Origin of the sequence: Streptomyces sp. NBC_00154 (genome assembly GCF_026342835.1) — a bacterium.
GTDB lineage: Bacteria > Actinomycetota > Actinomycetes > Streptomycetales > Streptomycetaceae > Streptomyces.
In genome coordinates, this window is record NZ_JAPEMI010000001.1 from 5,748,212 (window position 1) to 5,767,457 (window position 19,246).

The window sequence follows — 19,246 nt, forward strand, 5'->3', positions numbered from 1 at the left end:
AACCATACGGAGGACTGCATAGTTATACCCAACAGTGATTGCACCGTAAGGAGAAACCCGTGACCGAGCGCGTCGTACTCGCCTACTCGGGCGGCCTGGACACCTCCGTCGCCATCGGCTGGATCGCCGAGGAGACGGGCGCCGAGGTCATCGCCGTTGCCGTGGATGTCGGCCAGGGCGGCGAGGACCTGGACGTCATTCGTAAGCGCGCGCTCGCCTGCGGTGCCGTCGAGGCCGAGGTCGCGGACGCCAAGGACGAGTTCGCCGAGGAGTACTGTCTCCCGGCGATCAAGGCCAACGCCCTCTACATGGACCGCTACCCGCTGGTGTCGGCCCTCTCCCGGCCGACCATCGTCAAGCACCTCGTCGCCGCCGCCAACAAGCACAATGCCGGCATCGTCGCCCACGGCTGCACCGGCAAGGGCAACGACCAGGTCCGCTTCGAGGCCGGCATCTCCGCGCTCGGCCCCGACCTGAAGTGCATCGCCCCGGTCCGTGACTACGCGATGACCCGGGACAAGGCGATCGCCTTCTGCGAGGAGAAGAACCTCCCGATCGCGACCACCAAGAAGTCCCCGTACTCGATCGACCAGAACGTCTTCGGGCGCGCCGTCGAGACGGGCTTCCTGGAGGACATCTGGAACGCCCCGATCGAGGACATCTACGAGTACACCGAGAACCCGGCCACCCCGCGCGAGGCCGACGAGGTCGTCATCTCCTTCAAGGAGGGCGTCCCGGTCGCCATCGACGGCAAGTCCGTCACCGTCCTCCAGGCGATCCAGCAGCTCAACGAGCGGGCCGGCGCCCAGGGCATCGGCCGGATCGACATGGTCGAGGACCGGCTCGTCGGCATCAAGTCCCGCGAGGTGTACGAGGCCCCCGGCGCGATCGCACTGATCACCGCCCACCAGGAGCTGGAGAACGTCACCGTCGAGCGCGAGCTGGCCCGCTACAAGCGGCAGGTCGAGCAGCGCTGGGGCGAGATGGTCTACGACGGCCTGTGGTTCTCCCCGCTCAAGCGCGCCCTGGACGGCTTCATCAACGAGGCCAACCAGCACGTCACCGGTGACATCCGGATGACGCTGCACGCCGGGCGCGCCGTCGTCACCGGCCGGAAGTCCAGCGAGTCGCTGTACGACTTCAACCTCGCCACCTACGACTCGGGCGACACGTTCGACCAGTCCAAGGCGCAGGGCTTCATCGAGATCTTCGGCCTTTCGTCGAAGATCGCCGCCAAGCGTGACCTGGTCTGACGCCACCCCGTTTACGTCACCGCCTCCCCGTTCCTCCGCGGCGGGGAGGCGGTCGCACATCCACCCTCTTGTCTCCTGAGGAGCACGCAGTGAGCATTGGCAACGGCAACAGCGACGTACGCCTCTGGGGCGCCCGCTTCGCCGACGGTCCGGCCGAGGCGCTGGCGAAGCTGTCCGCCTCCGTCCACTTCGACTGGCGGCTCGCGCCGTACGACATCGCCGGCTCCCGCGCCCACGCTCGTGTCCTCAACAAGGCGGGCCTGCTCACCGAGGACGAGCTGACCCGCATGATCGCCGGCCTCGACCAGCTCGAAGCCGATGTCGCCGACGGGTCGTTCACCGGCACCATCGCCGACGAGGACGTCCACACCGCGCTGGAGCGTGGACTGCTGGAGCGCCTGGGCCCGGACCTCGGCGGCAAGCTGCGCGCCGGCCGGTCCCGCAACGACCAGATCGCCACGCTCTTCCGGATGTACCTGCGCGACCACGCTCGGATCATCGGCGGTCTGATCGCCGAGCTCCAGGACGCGCTGGTCGGTCTCGCCGAGGCCCACCCGGACGTCGCCATGCCGGGCCGGACGCACCTGCAGCACGCTCAGCCCGTCCTCTTCGCCCACCACGTCCTGGCCCACGTGCAGTCCCTGTCCCGGGACGCCGAGCGGCTGCGGCAGTGGGACGAGCGGACGGCCGTGTCCCCGTACGGCTCCGGCGCGCTGGCCGGCTCCTCGCTCGGACTCGACCCGGAGGCGGTCGCCGCGGACCTCGGCTTCGAGCACGGTTCCGTCGCCAACTCCATCGACGGCACGGCCTCCCGCGACTTCGTCGCCGAGTTCGCGTTCATCACCGCGATGATCGGCGTCAACCTCTCCCGGATCGCGGAGGAGGTCATCATCTGGAACACGAAGGAGTTCTCCTTCGTCACCCTGCACGACGCCTTCTCCACCGGCTCCTCGATCATGCCGCAGAAGAAGAACCCGGACATCGCCGAGCTGGCCCGCGGCAAGTCCGGGCGTCTGATCGGCAACCTGACGGGGCTGATGGCCACGCTGAAGGCCCTCCCGCTCGCGTACAACCGCGACCTCCAGGAGGACAAGGAGCCGGTCTTCGACTCCTGTGACCAGCTCGAGGTCCTGCTGCCTGCCTTCACCGGCATGATGGCCACGCTGACCGTCAACCGCGAGCGGATGGAGGAGCTGGCCCCGGCGGGCTTCTCGCTCGCCACGGACATCGCCGAGTGGCTGGTCAAGAAGGGCGTCCCGTTCCGCGTCGCGCACGAGGTCGCGGGCGAGTGCGTCAAGGAGTGCGAGCAGCACGGCATCGAGCTCGACGAGCTCACCGACGAGCAGTTCGCGAAGATCTCCGAGCACCTCACCCCCGAGGTCCGCACGGTCCTCGACGTGCCGGGCGCGCTCGCCTCCCGTGACGGACGCGGCGGTACGGCCCCGTCGGCCGTCGCCGTACAGCTCGCCGAGGTCAAGAACGACCTGGCGGCACAGCACGCATGGGCCACCGCCCGTCAGTAGGTCACGGGAACGGCATCGCGGGCTACGTTGGTCGGGACGGAGTTACGGACCCGACCCACGAGGAGCCCGCGATGCCCTTCGCCCGCCTGGCCTCAGCGACGACCCCGACCGCCCATATCGGGCTCGGCCTGGCCGCGGTCGGCAGGCCCGCCTACATCAATCTCCACCGCGACCGGGACCTGCCCGGGACCCGCAGCGTCGAGGCATTGCGCGAGCACACCCATGAGCTTCTCGACGCCGCCTATGCGCAGGGCGTCCGCTACTTCGACGCCGCCCGCTCCTACGGCCGCGCCGAGGAGTTCCTCGGCGACTGGCTGACCACCCGCCCGGATGTGCGCGACGTCGTCATCGGCAGCAAATGGGGCTACACCTACACCGCCGACTGGAGCGTCGACGCCGAGGCGCACGAGGTCAAGGACCACAGCCTCACCACCTTCGAACGCCAGCGTGCCGAGACCGAGGCGCTGTTGGGCGACCGGCTCGACCTCTACCAGATCCACTCCGTGACAGCCGACAGTCCGGCCCTCACCGACAAGGAACTGCACGAGCGGCTCGCCGCCCTCGCCGCAGACGGGGTCACCGTCGGCCTGTCCACCAGCGGTCCCGGCCAGGCGGACGCCATCCGCGCCGCCCTCGCCGTCACCGTCGACGGCGAGCCCCTCTTCCGTACCGTCCAGGCCACCTACAACGCCCTGGAGACGTCGGCCGGACAGGCGCTCGCCGAGGCGCACGACGCCGGGCTGACCGTGATCGTCAAGGAAGCGATGGCCAACGGCCGGCTCGCCGGCACGGACGCTCCCGCCGTTGTCCAGGAGATCGCTGCCGAGGCGGGCCTCGGCAGCGACGCGGTCGCGCTCGCGCTCATCCTGCACCAGCCGTGGGCGGGCGTCGTCCTCTCCGGCGCGGCGACCGTCACCCAGCTCGTCAGCAACCTCCACGCCCCCGTCCTCGACCTCGACGAGCAGCGGCGGGACCGGCTGGACGCGCTGGTGGAGGAGCCCGAGGCGTACTGGCGCCACCGCGCCGGCCTGCCCTGGAGCTGACCGGCGAAGCGTCCCGATCGGGGTCAGCTCCCGCTCGGTCCGCGCCCACTGCGTCGGTGCGTCGAAGTCCGCCCGCTCCAGGCCGATCCACGGGTGGATCCGGCGCAGCGGCGCCTCGCCCTGTCCGCGCCCGGCGACGTCCTCCCGGTCCCGCTCGGTGATCTCGACCCGGGCGAACGGCCGCGTCGTCAGGAGCTCGTGAGGATGACGAGTTGCTGGGTGGCCCGGGTCATGGCGACATAGCGGTCGACCGCTCCTTCGATGCCCTTGCCGAACTCCTCCGGGTCGATGAGGACGACCAGGTCGAACTCGAGCCCCTTCGACAGCTCCGGAGTCAGCGACCGGACGCGGGACGTCGTCCGGAACGTGGGATCGCCGATGACGCAGGCGATCCCGTCGGCGTGTGCGGCGAGCCAGGTGTCGAGGACCGAGCTCAGATCCGAAACAGATCCGTGTACGACGGGGACGCCGCTGCTGCGGATGGAGGCCGGCACGTTGGCGTCCGGGAGTACGGCCCGGATGACCGGCTCGGCTTCCGCCATGACTTCTTCCGGCGTCCGGTAGTTGATGCTCAGGGAGGCCAGGTCGATCCGGTCGAGCCCGATCCGCTCAAGCCGTTCCTGCCACGACTCCGTGAACCCGTGCCTGGCCTGGGCACGGTCCCCGACGATGGTGAAGCTCCGGGACGGGCACCGGACCAGCAGCATCTGCCACTCGGCGTCGGTCAGTTCCTGAGCCTCGTCCACGACGATGTGCGCGAACGGGCCGGCGAGCAGGTCCGGTTCGACGTTGGGCAGTGCGGTCTCGTTGACCAGGGCGTCCTGCAGGTCCTGTCCGCGCAGCATCCCCACCGCGCCTTCGCTCTCGTCGATCAGGATGTTCTGCAGCAGGCCGTCGATGGCGTCGGCCCTGCGCGCGCGTTCGGCGGCGACAGAGGCGTCATGCCGACGCTTGCGTCGCGAGGCCTCCGGGTCGCCGAGCCGCTGCCGTGCGGCGTCCAGGAGCGGCAGGTCGGAGACCGTCCAGGCCTGGGCGTCGTCTCGCTGCAGCTTCTGAACGTCGTCGGGGCCGAGCCAGGGAGCGCACATCCGCAGATAGGCGGGTACCGACCACAGGTCTCCCACGAGGTCAGCCGCTTCCAGCAGCGGCCACGCGCGGTCGAAGGTCGTGAGCAGTTCCCTGTTCTGCCGCAGCGACTTGCGGAGCAGGTCGGCCGAGACGTCGCCGTCGTGCTTGTCCACCAGGATCGTGAGCAGCTCCTCCCAGACCTGGTCGCGGGCCTCGTTGTGCGGAGTACCGGGTTCTGCCGCTTCGAACGCCACGGCCCAGTCGTCGGCGCTCAGCCGGATGTCGGACCAGTGGGTCGTGACCGTCATCCCCTTGGTCGGCGGTTCCTCGTAGAACCTGACGGTCGTCTCGATCGCCTTCACCAGGTTCGCGGACGACTTCAGGGCCGCCACGTCCGGGTCGGCCTCGACCGCTGCTGCGGCTCCCTCGGCGACGAGGTCCCGCAGGGTGCAGGTCTGCACGCCCTCCTCTCCGAGGCTGGGGAGGACGTCGGCGACGTAGGCCAGGTAGGGCCGGTGCGGACCGACGAACAGCACACCGCCCCGACGGTGACCGAGGCGAGGGTCGGAGTGGAGGAGGTAGGCGGAGCGGTGCAGAGCGACGACGGTCTTCCCCGTACCCGGGCCGCCGTCGACCACGAGAGCGCCGCGGGATCCCGCGCGGATGATGGCGTCCTGGTCGGCCTGGATGGTGCCGAGCACATCTCGCATCCGTGCCGACCTGTTGCTGCCCAGACTGGCGATGAAGGCGGACTGGTCGTCGAGCGCGGCGTGCCCGACGAACCCGTCCGAGGCGAAGACCTCGTCCCAGTAGTCGCTGATCCGGCCCCGGGTCCAGCGATACCTGCGGCGGCTCGCCAGACCCATCGGGTTGGCGTGGGTGGCTCCGAAGAACGGCTCAGCCGCCGGGGAGCGCCAGTCGAGCAGCAGCCGGCGACCCGCGCTGTCCGTAAGGCCGAGTCGTCCGACGTACACCGGCTCGGTGTTGTCCGCGCTGACCATGTGTCCGAGGCACAGGTCCAGACCGAAGCGACGCAGTGCGCGCAGGCGAGTGGTCAGCCGGTGGATCTCCATGTCCCGGTCCATCGCCTGCCGGCCCACGCCGCCGGGCGCTCTGCGCTCGGCGTCGAGGCGGTCGGACAGTTCGGTGATCGCCTGCTCAAGGCTCTTTGCGAGGGCCCCGAAGTGCTGCTCGTCACCGGCGATCAGCGTCGGGTCGGCCTTGGGGGAAAGGTGGTCGGGAAGGTCGAACACGCTGGTGGTCAGCGGGTGCACGTCATCGGCTCCGATCTGAGGTCGCTCGCGACCGTTCTTTTGCGCGCAGCAAGGCATCTGGACTTTGGCGTGACGAACCTGGTGGCCATGACGAGCAACGCTCCGCCCGGCGTGGACCCGTGGCCGTTGCCGGTCCAGGTCGCCGGGGTCGGCGGGTTCTCGTGTTCCGGGTCCCGGCTCGGTGATCCCGCGTGGTTCACGCGGACATCGGCGGCCTTTCCCGGCCGATCGCTGCGAGCAGCAGCTTCGCGGCCACCGTCGCCCCGTCGGTGCGGATCGTGCCGGCCACGGCGGTTGCTCGGGCGCGGGACTCAGGTGTCAGGGCCGTCCTGAGCGCGGCGGACAGGGACTCGGTGGTCGGGGTCGGACCGTCGTGTGCCGCGCCGATGCCCAGGTCGGCCACCCGGCCGGCCCAGTACGGCTGGTCCGCCGACTGGGGTACCACCACCTGCGGCGCGCCGGCCCGGGCGGCCGTCGTCGTCGTGCCCGCGCCGCCGTGGTGCACGACGGCGGCCACCCGGCCGAACAGTGCCTGCTGGTTGACCTCGCCGACGACGAAGCAGTCGTCCTGGTCGTCGATCAGGGCCAGGTCGGCCCAGCCGCGGGAGGCGAGTACGCGGCAACCCTGCGCGCGGACGGCCTCGATGGCCACCTGGGCGACGTCCTTCGAGGCGCGCATGGGCATGCTGCCGAAGCCCACGTACACCGGTGGTTCGCCGGCCTGCAGGAACGCTTCCAGGTCGTCCGGGAGCGGGCGTTCGTCCGGCAGGATCCACGCGCCAGTCTGTACGACGTCGAGGTCCGGCGTCTTCTGCCACGGGTCCAGGGTCGGGTCCGTCGCCAGCCACGGCCGGTCGCCGATGACGTAGTCGCGGACGTTGCCCACCGGGGGCAGGCCGATCGACGCCCGGTTGACGTTGAGCGCCTCACCGAACAGTGCATCGATGCTCTCGGCGTCCAGGTCCCACAGCACCCGGTTGTCGGTCACGTCCGGCGGGAACCGCCGGCCCGGGTAGGCCAGCGGCGGGTGGTGCGGCGACGGCAGGGTGAGCTGCTGGAAGGTCACGGACACGGAGCGGATGCCCAGTTTCTCGGCCACCGACCGCGCGCCGGCCGCGGCCGGCATCATGCCGGTCGCCACCAGCGCATCACATTCCTCGGCCGCCGCGGTGACCGCGGCGAACTGACTGGCGATCAACTCGGCCGCGCGCCGGGGCAGGTCCGCCGACGACGGCGCCGCCGTCGTCAGTGCGCGCGCCGACTGGCCGACGGGCACCATCGGCACGCCGACACCGGCCAGCCGCTGCGCGAAGTCCTCGTCCGGCGGCGCGCACACCCGCACCTCCGCGCCGAGTGCCCGCAACTGCACCGCGAGTCCCACCAGCGGCTCGACATCCCCACGCGAGCCATACGTAGACAACAACACACGCACTCCGTGACTCTCCCATTTCCGTCGGGTCCGGCTTCGGCCGCCGATTCTGCGGCATGACCCGGGTCTTGCCGCAAGGCCCCCCATGCGCTATACGTTGAGAGTGGAAAGGAGTGGGTACCCCCCTTTCCCCCCTTCGTCTTTCCCCTTGTCCGTCCGCTGCGGACGGACAACCTCCTCGAGAGGCGACGCCTCGCCGCACAGGGCGCTGTCGGCCCAGGAAGATCTCCCGTCGGCCCACGGATGCAGTCGCGGAACGAGAAGTTCTTCACCCTCCTGACGAGGCACCGGCGACCGGCTGTTCACGAGCCACCGGCGGCCGGCGATCAGTCCGACGCTGTCCGCCCGTCCGGTGGATACCCACGACCCGGGCCATGAAGCGGTCGGCGGTACGCCCCAAGGGCGGTCCCGTAATCCCCGGCGGGCGCTTACGGCACCGCCCTCGGTCGCGCAGACGCGCGACGGTGCGCGAACCGGTGAATCGCGGACTCGCCCGTCACGACGCGCCGGAGACAGCCCTGCGGGAGCCTAGGGTCGCTCGCATGACGACCCTCGACCTGGCAGCCCGCGGCCGACGCATCGAGCTGAAGTCGGCCGTGCCCGTGGTACCTCGGCCGACCCGCAGCACGCCCTTTCCGGCGCCCGGAAGCCGCCCCGACGCCCGATAGGTGCCGGCGAACCAGCGCTTCGCACCGGAGAGCCCGGATAAAGAATGAGACGATGATGTCTCATTTGGGTTATGGTCGTCTCATGACTGTCGACCGTGAGCAGGTGCTGCGCAGCGCCGCCGCTCTGCTGACCCGCAAATCGACCGCCACCATGGACGAGGTCGCCAAGGCCGCGGGCATCGGACGCGCCACCCTGCACAGGCACTTCGCCGGACGGGACGCCCTGGTCAGAGCATTGGAGAACCTGGGGATCCAGGAGTTCGAAGCGGCTCTCGACGCCGCCGCGCTCGACGAGGGCTCCTCGGAGCAGGCGCTGCGCCGGCTGATCGCGGCTGTCGAACCGAGCGCCGGACTGCTGTCCTTCCTCGTCACCGAGAACCAGCTCTTCGAGGGCGACGAGATGAATGAGGGCTGGAACCGGCTGGACGCGCGAGTCTCCGCCTTCTTCCGGCGGGGTCAGGAGCGCGGCGAGTTCCGGATCGACCTGACCCCCGCCTGGCTGACCGAGGCCCTGTACGGGCTCGTCTCCACCGGCGCCTGGGCCGTCCAGGCGGGCCGGGTCGCCGGACAGGACTTCCAGTACATGATCGTCGAGTTGTTGCTCGGCGGAGCACGCCGGAGCGTGGAGCAATGACCAGCATCGAACAGCACGCGGAGACCTCGGACGAGCTGCGCCGCCCCGGACGGTGGATCGCGCTCGCCGTGCTCGTCCTCGCCGTGCTGCTGGTGGCCATCGACGCCACGGTCCTGGGCCTTGCGACGCCGTTCCTCACCGAGGATCTCGAGCCGACCGGCACCCAGCTGCTGTGGATCGGCGACGTCTACTCGTTCGTCATCGCCGGGCTCCTGGTCTCCATGGGCAGCCTCGGTGACCGCATCGGCCGCAAGAAGCTGTTGCTGAGCGGCGCCATCGCGTTCGGCGCGGTCTCCGTGCTCAACGCGTACGCGAACAGCCCCGAGATGATGATCCTGGCGCGGGCGCTGCTCGGCGTCGCGGGCGCCACCTTGATGCCGTCCACCCTCGCCCTGATCCGCAACCTCTTCAACGACCCGCGCGAGCGCTCACTCGCCATCGGCATCTGGGGCGCCATGGCCTCCGCGGGCGCGGCCGTCGGCCCGGTCGTCGGCGGGTTCCTGCTGGAGCACTTCTGGTGGGGGTCGGTCTTCCTGATCAATCTGCCGGTGATGGCGGTCCTCGTGGTCGTCGGCGTCCGGATGATCCCCGAGTCGAAGAACCCGGCCCCGGGCCCCTGGGATCTGATGAGTGTCGCGCTCTCCCTGGTCGGCATGATCGGTGTCGTGTACGCCATCAAGGATCTGGCCGCGCACGGGGCGAGCTGGGAGGTCGCCGTCGCCGGCATCGGCGGTGCGGCCGCGCTCTGCTGGTTCGTACGCAGGCAGCTCAAGCTGCCGGATCCGCTGCTGGACATGCGGCTGTTCCACCACCGGGGTTTCTCGGGCGCGGTCCTCGCCGATCTGCTGACCATCCTCGGCCTGTCCGGGCTGGTCTTCTTCCTCTCCCAGTTCCTGCAACTGGTCCAGGGGCGCGGCCCGCTGGAGGCCGGACTCGCAGAGTTGCCGGCCGCCGTCGGCGCGGTGACCTGCGGTCTGATCGCCGGTCAGGCCGCCCGCCGGTTCACGGTCCGGTTCGTGGTGTCCGCCGGACTCGCGGCAGTCGGCGTCGCGCTCGCCGCCGTCACCTTCGTCCACCAGGAGACCGGCTATCCACTGATCGGCCTTCTGCTGCTGGTCGTCGGCATCGGCGCGGGCTTCGCCTTCACCGTGACCTCCGACGTGATCCTCTCCAGCGTCCCGAAGGAGCACGCGGGCTCCGCGTCCGCGGTCTCCGAGACGGCGTACGAACTCGGCGCGGCCCTCGGCATCGCCCTGCTCGGCTCCATCGTCACCGGCGTCTATCAGGACTTCGTCACCCCGCACGGTGTCCCGGCCGATGCTGCCGCGGCGGCCCATGAATCCCTGGGCGGCGCCGTCGAAGCGGCGCAGGGCATTCCGGCGGATCAGGCGCACGCACTGGTCTCGGCGGCACAGGACTCGTTCGTCGACGGGTTGCACATCGCCGCGGGCATCGGCGCGGCGGTTCTGATCGCGACGGCGGCCGCCGCCTGGTTCCTGCTGCGCGGCCAGGCGCTGGAGGAGGAGATCGAGCATCCGTAGAGCCGTCCGCGCACTGTCGCGCCTTCGGCCGTACGAGTGGTTGTGAGATATGGAAGGGCCCGTACCGCCAAGCGGGGTACGGGCCCTTCGGATGTCCTGCGGATCGGCCGGATCAGGCGGCCTTGGCCTTCGTCGCATACATGTCGACGTACTCCTGGCCGGAGAGCCGCATCACCTCGGCCATCACGGAGTCCGTCACCGCCCGCAGCACGTAGCGGTCGCGGTCCATGCCCTCGTAGCGGGAGAACTCCATCGGCTCACCGAACCGGACCGTCACCTTGCCGGGCCTGGGGAGTCCCGCACCGCCCGGCTGCAGCTTGTCCGTGCCGATCATCGCGAACGGCACCACCGGCGCGCCCGTCATCAGCGTCAGCCGTGCGATGCCCGTACGGCCCCGGTAGAGCCGCCCGTCGGGGGAGCGGGTGCCCTCCGGGTAGATGGCGAACGCCTTGCCCTGCTCCAGCACCCGATGGCCCGTCATCAGCGCAGCGACACCGCCGCGTCCGCCGTCCCGGTCCACCGGGATCATGCCGCAGCCGGTGAAGAACCAGGCCATCATCCGGCCCTTGAGCCCCTTGCCCGTCACGTATTCGTCCTTGCCGATGTAGAACACCGGCCGGTCGCAGCAGATCGGCATGATCATCGAGTCGATGAACGTCAGATGGTTGCCCGCGAGGATCACCGGACCGTCTCCGGGGATGTTCTCCACGCCTTCCACCTGGGGGCGGAACATCAGGCGCAAGAGCGGTCCGAGCACTGCCTTGATGAGTGCGTGTCGGGACAACGGTTCCTCCGGTGTAGTGGCCAGGGCCGGCCGAGGCGCGGGATCGTGACGGTATATGCAGGTGAGGACGATACTCGCGGGTACTCGCTGATCGCACATCGGGTTCATCGAGTGGATACGCAGTGTTGACGTGTGTTTCCGCCATGTTCGTCCACGGGCTGCCGTGCGGATGGTGCAGTTCCCTACGATCGGGCCTCGCTCGACGGTGCCACACATCACATGCGAGGGAGCAGTCATGACAGAGCGTGCGCAGGCGAACCCCGGTCGGCGGACCGTACTGGGAGCGGGAGCGGCCGTACTGGGCTCGGCCGCCCTCGGACTGCCGGGCACGGCGAACGCCGCCGAGAACACGCCCGGGTCCGCCGACGGACGGTCCGGCGGCCACGGTCACCGGCTGGACCTGCCGGTACCGACCGTCATCGGGCACCGCGGTACCAGCGGCTACCGCCCCGAGCACACCCTCGGCTCGTACCAGCTGGCACTCGACATGGGTGCGCACATCATCGAGCAGGACCTGGTGCCCACCAAGGACGGCCACCTTGTCTGCCGTCACGAGAACGACATCACCGCCACCACCGATGTCTCCGCCCACCCCGAGTTCGCGAGCCGCAGAACGACGAAGACTGTCGACGGGGTCTCCCTCACCGGCTGGTTCACCGAGGACTTCACCCTCGCCGAGCTGAAGACGCTCCGCGCCAAGGAGCGCATCCCCGGCAACCGCCAGAAGAACACGCTCTACGACGGCCGCTGGGAGGTCCCCACCTTCGAAGAAGTGCTCCAGTGGGCCGACCGTGAGGGCCGCAGGCGCGGGAAGCAGGTCTGGCTGTACGTCGAGACCAAGCACCCCACATACTTCCGCGGCCTCGGCCTCGGCCTGGAGGAGCCGCTTGCCAAGCTGCTGCGCCGCTACGACCGCCACCGCAAGCAGTCGCCGCTCATACTCCAGTCCTTCGAGCCCACCAGCATCCAGCGGCTGTCGAAGCTCGTCGCCACCCCGCGTGTCGTCCTGCTCTCCGGCGCGGGATCGAAGCCCTGGGACTTCGTGGCGACCGGTGACCCGCGCACCGTCGACGATCTCGTGAAGCCCTCCGGGCTGACGTGGCTGGCGTCGTTCGCGCAGGGCATCGGCCCCACCCTGGACCTGATCATCCCCAAGGACGCGTCGGGCCGGCTCACCACGCCCACCACCCTGGTGAAGGACGCGCACGCGCAGGGCCTGATCCTGCACCCGTACACCATGCGCAACGAGAACACCTTCCTGCCCGCCGACTTCCGGCGCGGTACGGACCCCAACGCGTACGGCGACGCATTCGGAGCGTTCCGGACGTACTTCGCGACAGGCATTGACGGGATCTTCTCCGACAACCCGGACACGGCTCTGCTTGCCGCGGCCGACTTCGCCGCGAACTGACACCGCCGCCCACGTCAGCACCCGGCCGGGCATGCCCCGGTCGGGTGGTGCGTCCCGCGGACGGCAACCGCCCTGCGCCGGTCCACGTCGGGTGGGGTATGACGCTTCTCGCAGACGCCGCCGCCCAGGCACCCGCGGCCGTGGTCCACGCCCTGTACCCCCTCGTCAGCGCCGAGGCGACGGCCGAGGCGAGCGACGCGGCGGCAGGCGCGGCCGTCGAACCCGCCGATCTCGAACAGGCTGTCTGGCTGCGGCTGCTGGAGCTGCTCGCGGATCAGCGGCCGCCGGCGGACCCGGCGCGCTGGGTCCGCGACACCGTACGGGCGGAGGTGCGCCGCGCCCGCCGTACCGCCCGGCGCGAACGTCCGTACGCCGATGAGACCACCGCGGATCCAGCCCGCTGCCCCGAGCGGTCGGCGGTCGGCGCCGACGAACGCAGGGCGCTGCACGCCGCGGTGGGCCGGTTGCCGGGCCGGTGCGCCGGGCTGCTCGCCGCGATGCTCGCTCCGGGCGACCCCACCTACCGGGAGATCGCAGGGAAGTTGGGTATGTCACAAGGCAGTTTGGGTCCGATCCGTTCCCGATGCCTTGGATGTCTGCGCAGAATGCTCGCGACGGAGGTTGTCGTCCCTGAACTGCGGGGATAGGAGCTGTTAGGCAACCGGCGGATCAGGTGAGCGGGAGGCATGCACACATGGGCATGAGTGTGATCATCTCGGCGGCGACGACAGAGGACGCCGAACAGATCTTGAAGCTTCAGTACCTCTGCTTTCAGAGCGAGGCGGAGCTGTACGGGAACTACCGGATCGACCCGCTCGTGCAGACCCTCGAATCGGTCCGCGACGAACTGACCGCGAACCTGGTGTTCGTGGCACGGCTCGGGGACGAAGTCGTCGGCGCGGTACGCGGATCCACCGATCCGGACGGCACCGGACAGATAGCCAAGCTCTGCGTCCACCCCCGGCTCCAGGGGCACGGGCTCGGTGCTCGGCTGCTGCGGGCCGTGGAGTCCGCACTTGCGGACGAGCAGTCGGCCACCCGCTTCCGGTTGCAGACCGGGCACCGCAGCGAGACCAATCTCCGGCTCTACCGGCGGGCGGGTTACGCACCCGTGGGCAACACCACCGGTCAGGACGGCGTCCGGCTCATCCAGCTGGAGAAGGACGTCGCCGCACCGGCCTACGTCGCCAGCGCCTGAGCGGCGACGAAGCGGACGTCACACGTTCTTGGCGCGACGCAGCCAGATCATCCCGGTGACCGGCAGGATCACCGGGATGAACAGGTAGTCCCTGCCCAGATACGACCAGACGGTGGCGTCCGCGAAGGCCGACGGCTCGACCAGAGTCCACGTACCGACGAGCAGCACGCCCGCGAGCTCGGCGGCGCAGCACACCAGCGCCGTCCTGCGCGCCTTCTCGCCGCCGCGGACCAGCGAGTACGTGATGAAGCCGTACACCAGGGCGGCGACGGCCGACAGCACGTAGGCGAGCGGCGCCCTGCCGAAGTCCAGGATCATCTGGACGATCGAGCGGGAGGCGGCCGCGACGGTGAACACCCCGTAGAACCAGACGAGTACGCGGCCGGGGCCCGTCCCCAGCTGGAACCGGGCCTTCTGCCCGGGTGCGGAATCGGGGGTGGTGTCGGTCTCGGTCACGGTCAGCTTCCCCAGATGTCGTAGAGCCGTACTTGCAGGACGGCCAGCACGACCGCGCCCGCCGACACCGTGACCGAACCCCATCGGGTCCGCTCGGTCAGCGACAGGAAACCTGCTGCCGGCACGGCGGCAAACGCCCCGATCAGATAGCAGATGAAGATCGTCATGCCCTGGTCCGGCCGTTCGCCCCGGGCGAGTTGCACGATCCCCACCACCAGCTGAGCCAGCGCCAGCAGCGACACCACGGCCATTCCGATGAAGTGCCAGTCCTTGGTCGGCTGGTCCCGGTAGGCGGCGAAACCGCACCAGGCGGCGAGGGCGAGCGCGGTCACGGAGACCGCGACCGTCAGGGCGTCAAGCATGAGCCGAGGGTATTACGGACCAAAAGGCCCCCTGCGTGCGCCCCCGTACCCGGGCGCTAGGGTCGGCGAACATGAAGATCCACGCCGAGGCCCTGCTGTTCGACAACGACGGAACGCTGCTCTCCTCCATCGAGTCCGTCCAGCGCTGCTGGACCAGGTGGGCACAGGAGTACGGCGTCACGGCGGAGGACTTCTCCGGCGTCGAACTACACGGCCGCACGGCCGTCGAGATCATCGCCGAGCTGCTGCCCGCGGACCGGGTCGACGGGGCCCTCGCCCGTATCGAACAGCTGGAGGTCGAGGACGTGCCCGGTGGCGTCGTGGTGCTCCCCGGCACCAAGGAGCTGCTCGGTTCGCTGCCCGCGCACCGCTGGGCCGTCGTCACCTCCGCCACCCGCCCGCTGGGCGAGGCGCGGCTGCGCGAGGCAGGCATCGACTTCCCGGTGATGATCGCCGCCGAGGACATCACCCGTGGCAAGCCGGACCCCGAGCCGTACCTCCTCGCGGCCCGTCGCCTCGGCGTCGACCCGGCCCGCTGCGTGGTCTTCGAGGACGCCCCCGCCGGGCTGCGGGCCGGACGGGCGGCCGGGATGACGACCGTGGCCTTGGCCACAACCCACGATCGTGCCGAGCTGGTCGCCGACGTTGTCGTTACTGATCTCTCCGCCATATCGGTGCAGGTCACAGCCGCGGGAGTGGAAATCTCCACCGCGGACTGAACCGTGCGGCACGACGGTCCACGGCTGTCCGCTATACGGACAGGCGGGCGGGCCGGAACTGCACGTCTGTTTTACTTGGCCCATGACCACGACGAGCAACCGCACCCTTGCGACCGAGGCGATCACGACGCCCGGTGCTCGTTGTATGTGTCGAATGCGCGCCTTCTGAGGGCCCCCGCCTGAGCCTCGCGCCCCGAAGCGAGACCGAGCCCACGCCGTCCGCACCCAGCGGAACGAGCTGCTCCAGCACGTACCTGCCCCGGCCGAACGCCGCCGCAGCCGTGCCGAGACCCACCGGCCGAACACCCGAGTCCGAACAGTCTCTTCAGACGAATGCCCCGTGCCCGGCGGACACCGCGCCGTGCACTCGACAGTGACGGAAACCCCTGTGATCACCACTACGGGCCTCACGAAGGTCTATCAGTCGCGCGGCCGTGAGGTCACCGCCCTGGACGGCGTCGACCTGTATGTCCGCGAGGGCGAGGTGTACGGCGTCGTCGGACAGAGCGGCGCCGGCAAGTCCTCCCTGATCCGCTGCGTCAACCTGCTGGAACGCCCCACTTCGGGCACCGTGACCGTGGCCGGCCAGGACCTCACCGCCCTCGCGGGCCGGGGCCGCCGGGCCGGCAAGGAGCTCCGCGAGGCGCGCAGCCGTATCGGCATGGTCTTCCAGCACTTCAACCTGCTGGCCTCGCGCAACGTCCAGGACAACATCGAGCTCCCGCTGGAGATCCTCGGCGTCGCCGGTCGCGACCGCACCCGTAAGGCCCTCGAACTCCTCGACCTGGTCGGCCTGGCCGACAAGGCGAAGGCCTACCCCGGCCAGCTCTCCGGCGGCCAGAAGCAGCGCGTCGGCATCGCCCGGGCGCTGGCCGGAGACCCCAAGGTGCTGCTCTCCGACGAGGCGACGTCCGCCCTCGACCCCGAGACCACCCGGTCCATCCTCCAACTGCTGCGCGACCTCAACCGGCAGCTCGGCCTGACCGTCCTGCTCATCACGCACGAGATGGACGTCGTCAAGACGATCTGCGACTCGGCCGCCCTCATGCAGAAGGGCCGCATCGTCGAGTCCGGCACCGTCGGCGAACTGCTCGCCACCCCCGGCTCCGAACTGGCCCACGAGTTGTTCCCGGTCGGCGGTACGGCCTCCGGCCCCGATCGCACGGTCGTCGACGTCACCTTCCACGGCGAGGCCGCGACCCAGCCGGTGATCTCCCAGCTCTCCCGTACGTACAACATCGACATCTCGATCCTGGGCGCCGCGATGGACACCGTCGGCGGCAACCAGGTCGGCCGGATGCGCATCGAGCTGCCCGGCCGCTTCGAGGAGAACGTCGTCCCGATCGGCTTCCTGCGCGAGCAGGGACTGCAGGCCGAGGTCGTGGACACGGCGGGCGCCGACGGCATCCCCGCGCAGACCCCCGCCGCACTCACCCGGACCCCGCTCACCAAGGAGGTGGCGAAGTGACCTGGTCCGAAATGCAGCCGCTGCTGTCCCAGGGAACCGTCGACACCCTCTACATGGTGCTGTGGTCCGCGGCCGTCACCGTCCTCGTCGGACTGCCGCTCGGCGTACTGCTGGTCCTCACCGACAAGGGTGGACTGCTCCAGAACACCGTGGTGAACAAGGTCGTCGGCGTGATCGTGAACATCGGCCGCTCGCTGCCGTTCATCATCCTGCTGATCGCCCTCATCCCCTTCACCACCTGGGTCGTGGGCACCTTCATCGGCCCGACCGCGATGATCGTGCCGCTCGCCGTCGGCGCCATCCCGTTCTTCGCCCGGCTCGTCGAGACGGCGGTCCGCGAGGTCGACCACGGGCTCGTCGAAGCCGTTCAGTCGATGGGCGGATCCATCCCGACGATCGTGCGCAAGGTCCTGCTGCCGCAGGCCCTGCCGTCGCTCGTCTCCGCGGTCACCACCACCGTCATCGTGCTCATCGGATACTCCGCGATGGCCGGCGCGGTCGGCGGCGAAGGGCTCGGGTCCAAGGCCGTCACCTACGGATTCCAGCGCTTCGACAACCAGTTCATGCTCATCACCGTCGCGCTGCTGATCGTCATCGTGACCGTGGTCCAGCTGTTCGGCGACGTGGCCGTACGCCTGCTGGCCCGCCGGGGCCGCACCGCCTCCTGAGACTTTCTCTCCGCTCACAAGCCCGAACTCCTTGTCCGGGCGCACCACCCTCACCATCAGAAAGAGGCACTTTTCGTGCGCAAGAACATCAAGATCACCGCAGCTGCCGCCGCCACCGCCGCCCTCGCCTTCGGCCTCACCGCCTGCGGCACGTCGTCCGACCCGGCCTCCAAGAGCGAGACCGGCGCCAAGGCCGACGCCTCCAAGGCGCTCGTCGTCGCCGCGTCCCCGACGCCGCACGCCGACATCCTGAACTTCGTCAAGAAGAACCTGGCGGCCAAGGCGGGCCTCAAGCTGGAGGTCAAGGAGTTCACGGACTACGTCCTGCCGAACACCGCCACCGAGAACGGCCAGGTCGACGCCAACTTCTTCCAGCACGTGCCGTACCTCGACGACTTCAACAAGAAGAACGACACCCACATCGTCGCGGTCGCCAATGTGCACCTGGAGCCGCTCGGCCTCTACTCCAAGAAGGTCAAGGACCTGAAGGACATCAAGGCCGGCCAGACCATCGCCGTACCGAACGACACCACCAACGAGGGCCGTGCGCTCCAGCTCCTCGCCGCGAACGGTCTGATCACCGTCAAGGACGGCGTCGGCACCAACGCCAAGCTCAGCGACATCACGGACAAGAAGGGTCTGGAGTTCAAGGAGCTGGAGGCCGCAACCGTGCCCCGCGCCCTGAACGATGTGGACGCTGCCGTCATCAACGGCAACTACGCCATCGAGGCCAAGCTCCAGCCCGCCAAGGACGCCCTCGTGCTGGAGAAGGCGGAGGACAACCCGTACGCCAACATCCTCGCCGTGAAGGCGGGCAACGAGAAGGACGCCCGCGTCCAGAAGCTCGTCAAGCTGCTCCACTCCGACGAGGTCAAGAAGTTCATCGAGGACACCTACCAGGGTTCCGTCGTCCCGGCCTTCGGCCCCGTCGCCAAGTCCTGACACCCGTACCGCATCCGCGTGGCCGAGCCCCGCGCACCCCACCGGGGTGTGCGGGGCTCCGCCGTGCCCACCCGGCCATGCACAACGTCCGCCCGATGCTGCATGCTGTGCCTTTACACGGTCTTCGGCATGGAGCTGCGCATGACTTCCACCTTTCCGTCCATCTCCATCAGCACGGATCGGTTGGTGCTGCGCCCGTTCGACATGACGGACGTCCCCGCGTACATCGAGATGATGAACGACGAACTCGTCACCGCCTGGACGGAGGCGCCCCACCCCTACACCCAGGTCGACGCGGAACGCTGGGTCCGGCGGATCGCCCCCGCGCAGCGCACCAGCGGTGACGGAATCGTCTTCGCCGTCACCGAGTTCCTCACCCAGCGCCTCGTCGGCTCGGTGCGGCTCCGGAACACCGACTGGCGCACCCTCGCCACCGAGGCCGCGTACATCACCGCGCCCTGGGCCCGAGGTGAGGGTTACGCCACCGAGTCCCTGCTCGCCGTCGCCCAGTGGCTCTTCCGCGACCAGGGCTTCGAACGCATCGAACTGCGCACCGCCGCCGACAACACCGCCTCACAGCAGGTCGCCCAGAAGCTCGGCTGCATCAGCGAGGGGGTCCTGCGCAACGCCCGGATAGCGAGGACCCAGACCGAGGACGGCGGCTGGACCGACATCAGGACCGATCTGATCGTCTGGGGGCTGCTCCCCGAGGACCTCGAAGGAGTCGCCGAGCAGCTGGCCGACGCAGGCGGCTACGGCACCTACAGCGACTGGAACTGACGCCGGAACCGACGCCGGGGACCGC

The 19,246-nt window shown here is 69.6% G+C and carries 18 protein-coding genes; 13 read left to right on the forward strand and 5 right to left on the reverse strand.

The genetic code is table 11. From position 1 onward, the window contains the following. Positions 1–59: 59 nt before the first annotated feature. From OHA03_RS25765 to OHA03_RS25775, 3 genes are all read left to right on the forward strand, one after another. Positions 60–1,253: an argininosuccinate synthase gene (locus OHA03_RS25765; protein WP_267006144.1), complete on the forward strand. Its 1,194-nt coding sequence runs from the start codon at positions 60–62 to the stop codon at positions 1,251–1,253. Positions 1,254–1,348: 95 nt separating this feature from the next. Beyond that, a complete protein-coding gene (gene argH / locus OHA03_RS25770; RefSeq protein WP_267008158.1) occupies positions 1,349–2,776 on the forward strand; it encodes an argininosuccinate lyase in 1,428 nt (475 codons plus the stop codon). A 71-nt stretch (positions 2,777–2,847) separates the two neighbouring features. Next, complete coding sequence (locus OHA03_RS25775; protein WP_267006145.1) at positions 2,848–3,819, forward strand: aldo/keto reductase; 972 nt, start codon at positions 2,848–2,850, stop codon at positions 3,817–3,819. Between the two features lie 188 nt (positions 3,820–4,007). On the opposite strand, the gene helR is transcribed toward OHA03_RS25775, so the two are convergent. Then, positions 4,008–6,161 (reverse strand): RNA polymerase recycling motor ATPase HelR, encoded by a 2,154-nt coding sequence (gene helR / locus OHA03_RS25780; RefSeq protein WP_267006146.1) that lies wholly within the window; start codon positions 6,159–6,161, stop codon positions 4,008–4,010. Positions 6,162–6,357: 196 nt separating this feature from the next. Continuing rightward, a complete protein-coding gene (locus OHA03_RS25785; RefSeq protein WP_267006147.1) occupies positions 6,358–7,593 on the reverse strand; it encodes a glycosyltransferase in 1,236 nt (411 codons plus the stop codon). Positions 7,594–8,340: 747 nt separating this feature from the next. Here OHA03_RS25785 and OHA03_RS25790 point away from each other — a divergent pair. Then, entirely contained in the window at positions 8,341–8,892 is a 552-nt protein-coding gene (locus OHA03_RS25790; protein ID WP_267006148.1) for a TetR/AcrR family transcriptional regulator, read from the forward strand. Further along, positions 8,889–10,433, forward strand: a complete 1,545-nt coding sequence (locus tag OHA03_RS25795; RefSeq protein WP_267006149.1) for an MFS transporter — start codon at positions 8,889–8,891, stop codon at positions 10,431–10,433. The genes OHA03_RS25790 and OHA03_RS25795 overlap by 4 nt, the downstream gene beginning before the upstream one ends. Positions 10,434–10,545: 112 nt before the next feature. On the opposite strand, the gene OHA03_RS25800 is transcribed toward OHA03_RS25795, so the two are convergent. Next, positions 10,546–11,217, reverse strand: a complete 672-nt coding sequence (locus tag OHA03_RS25800) for a 1-acyl-sn-glycerol-3-phosphate acyltransferase (protein WP_267006150.1) — start codon at positions 11,215–11,217, stop codon at positions 10,546–10,548. A 235-nt stretch (positions 11,218–11,452) separates the two neighbouring features. Between OHA03_RS25800 and OHA03_RS25805 the strand changes: the two genes are divergently transcribed. The 3 genes from OHA03_RS25805 to OHA03_RS25815 all read left to right on the forward strand — a co-directional run bounded on the left by OHA03_RS25805 (position 11,453) and on the right by OHA03_RS25815 (position 13,826). Continuing rightward, a complete protein-coding gene (locus OHA03_RS25805; protein WP_267006151.1) occupies positions 11,453–12,628 on the forward strand; it encodes a glycerophosphodiester phosphodiesterase in 1,176 nt (391 codons plus the stop codon). A 98-nt stretch (positions 12,629–12,726) separates the two neighbouring features. After that, positions 12,727–13,275, forward strand: a complete 549-nt coding sequence (locus tag OHA03_RS25810) for a sigma-70 family RNA polymerase sigma factor (protein WP_267006152.1) — start codon at positions 12,727–12,729, stop codon at positions 13,273–13,275. Between the two features lie 47 nt (positions 13,276–13,322). After that, entirely contained in the window at positions 13,323–13,826 is a 504-nt protein-coding gene (locus OHA03_RS25815) for a GNAT family N-acetyltransferase (RefSeq protein ID WP_267006153.1), read from the forward strand. 18 nt (positions 13,827–13,844) lie between these two features. On the opposite strand, the gene OHA03_RS25820 is transcribed toward OHA03_RS25815, so the two are convergent. Both OHA03_RS25820 and OHA03_RS25825 read right to left on the reverse strand, forming a co-directional pair. Next, a complete protein-coding gene (locus tag OHA03_RS25820) occupies positions 13,845–14,282 on the reverse strand; it encodes a hypothetical protein (RefSeq protein ID WP_267006154.1) in 438 nt (145 codons plus the stop codon). Between the two features lie 2 nt (positions 14,283–14,284). Further along, positions 14,285–14,644, reverse strand: coding sequence for a hypothetical protein (locus OHA03_RS25825; RefSeq protein ID WP_267006155.1), 360 nt, complete (start codon positions 14,642–14,644; stop codon positions 14,285–14,287). A gap of 71 nt (positions 14,645–14,715) precedes the next feature. Here OHA03_RS25825 and OHA03_RS25830 point away from each other — a divergent pair, with 71 nt between their 5' ends. The 5 genes from OHA03_RS25830 (at position 14,716) to OHA03_RS25850 (ending at position 19,221) form a co-directional block, all read left to right on the forward strand. After that, complete coding sequence (locus tag OHA03_RS25830; protein WP_267006156.1) at positions 14,716–15,363, forward strand: HAD family hydrolase; 648 nt, start codon at positions 14,716–14,718, stop codon at positions 15,361–15,363. A 388-nt stretch (positions 15,364–15,751) separates the two neighbouring features. Continuing rightward, complete coding sequence (locus tag OHA03_RS25835; RefSeq protein WP_267006157.1) at positions 15,752–16,831, forward strand: methionine ABC transporter ATP-binding protein; 1,080 nt, start codon at positions 15,752–15,754, stop codon at positions 16,829–16,831. Further along, positions 16,828–17,499, forward strand: coding sequence for a methionine ABC transporter permease (locus OHA03_RS25840; RefSeq protein WP_267006158.1), 672 nt, complete (start codon positions 16,828–16,830; stop codon positions 17,497–17,499). Before OHA03_RS25835 ends, OHA03_RS25840 begins: the two co-directional genes overlap by 4 nt. 75 nt (positions 17,500–17,574) lie before the next feature. After that, complete coding sequence (locus tag OHA03_RS25845) at positions 17,575–18,441, forward strand: MetQ/NlpA family ABC transporter substrate-binding protein (protein WP_267006159.1); 867 nt, start codon at positions 17,575–17,577, stop codon at positions 18,439–18,441. Positions 18,442–18,543: 102 nt separating this feature from the next. Next, a complete protein-coding gene (locus tag OHA03_RS25850) occupies positions 18,544–19,221 on the forward strand; it encodes a GNAT family N-acetyltransferase (protein ID WP_267006160.1) in 678 nt (225 codons plus the stop codon). Positions 19,222–19,246: the final 25 nt, after the last annotated feature.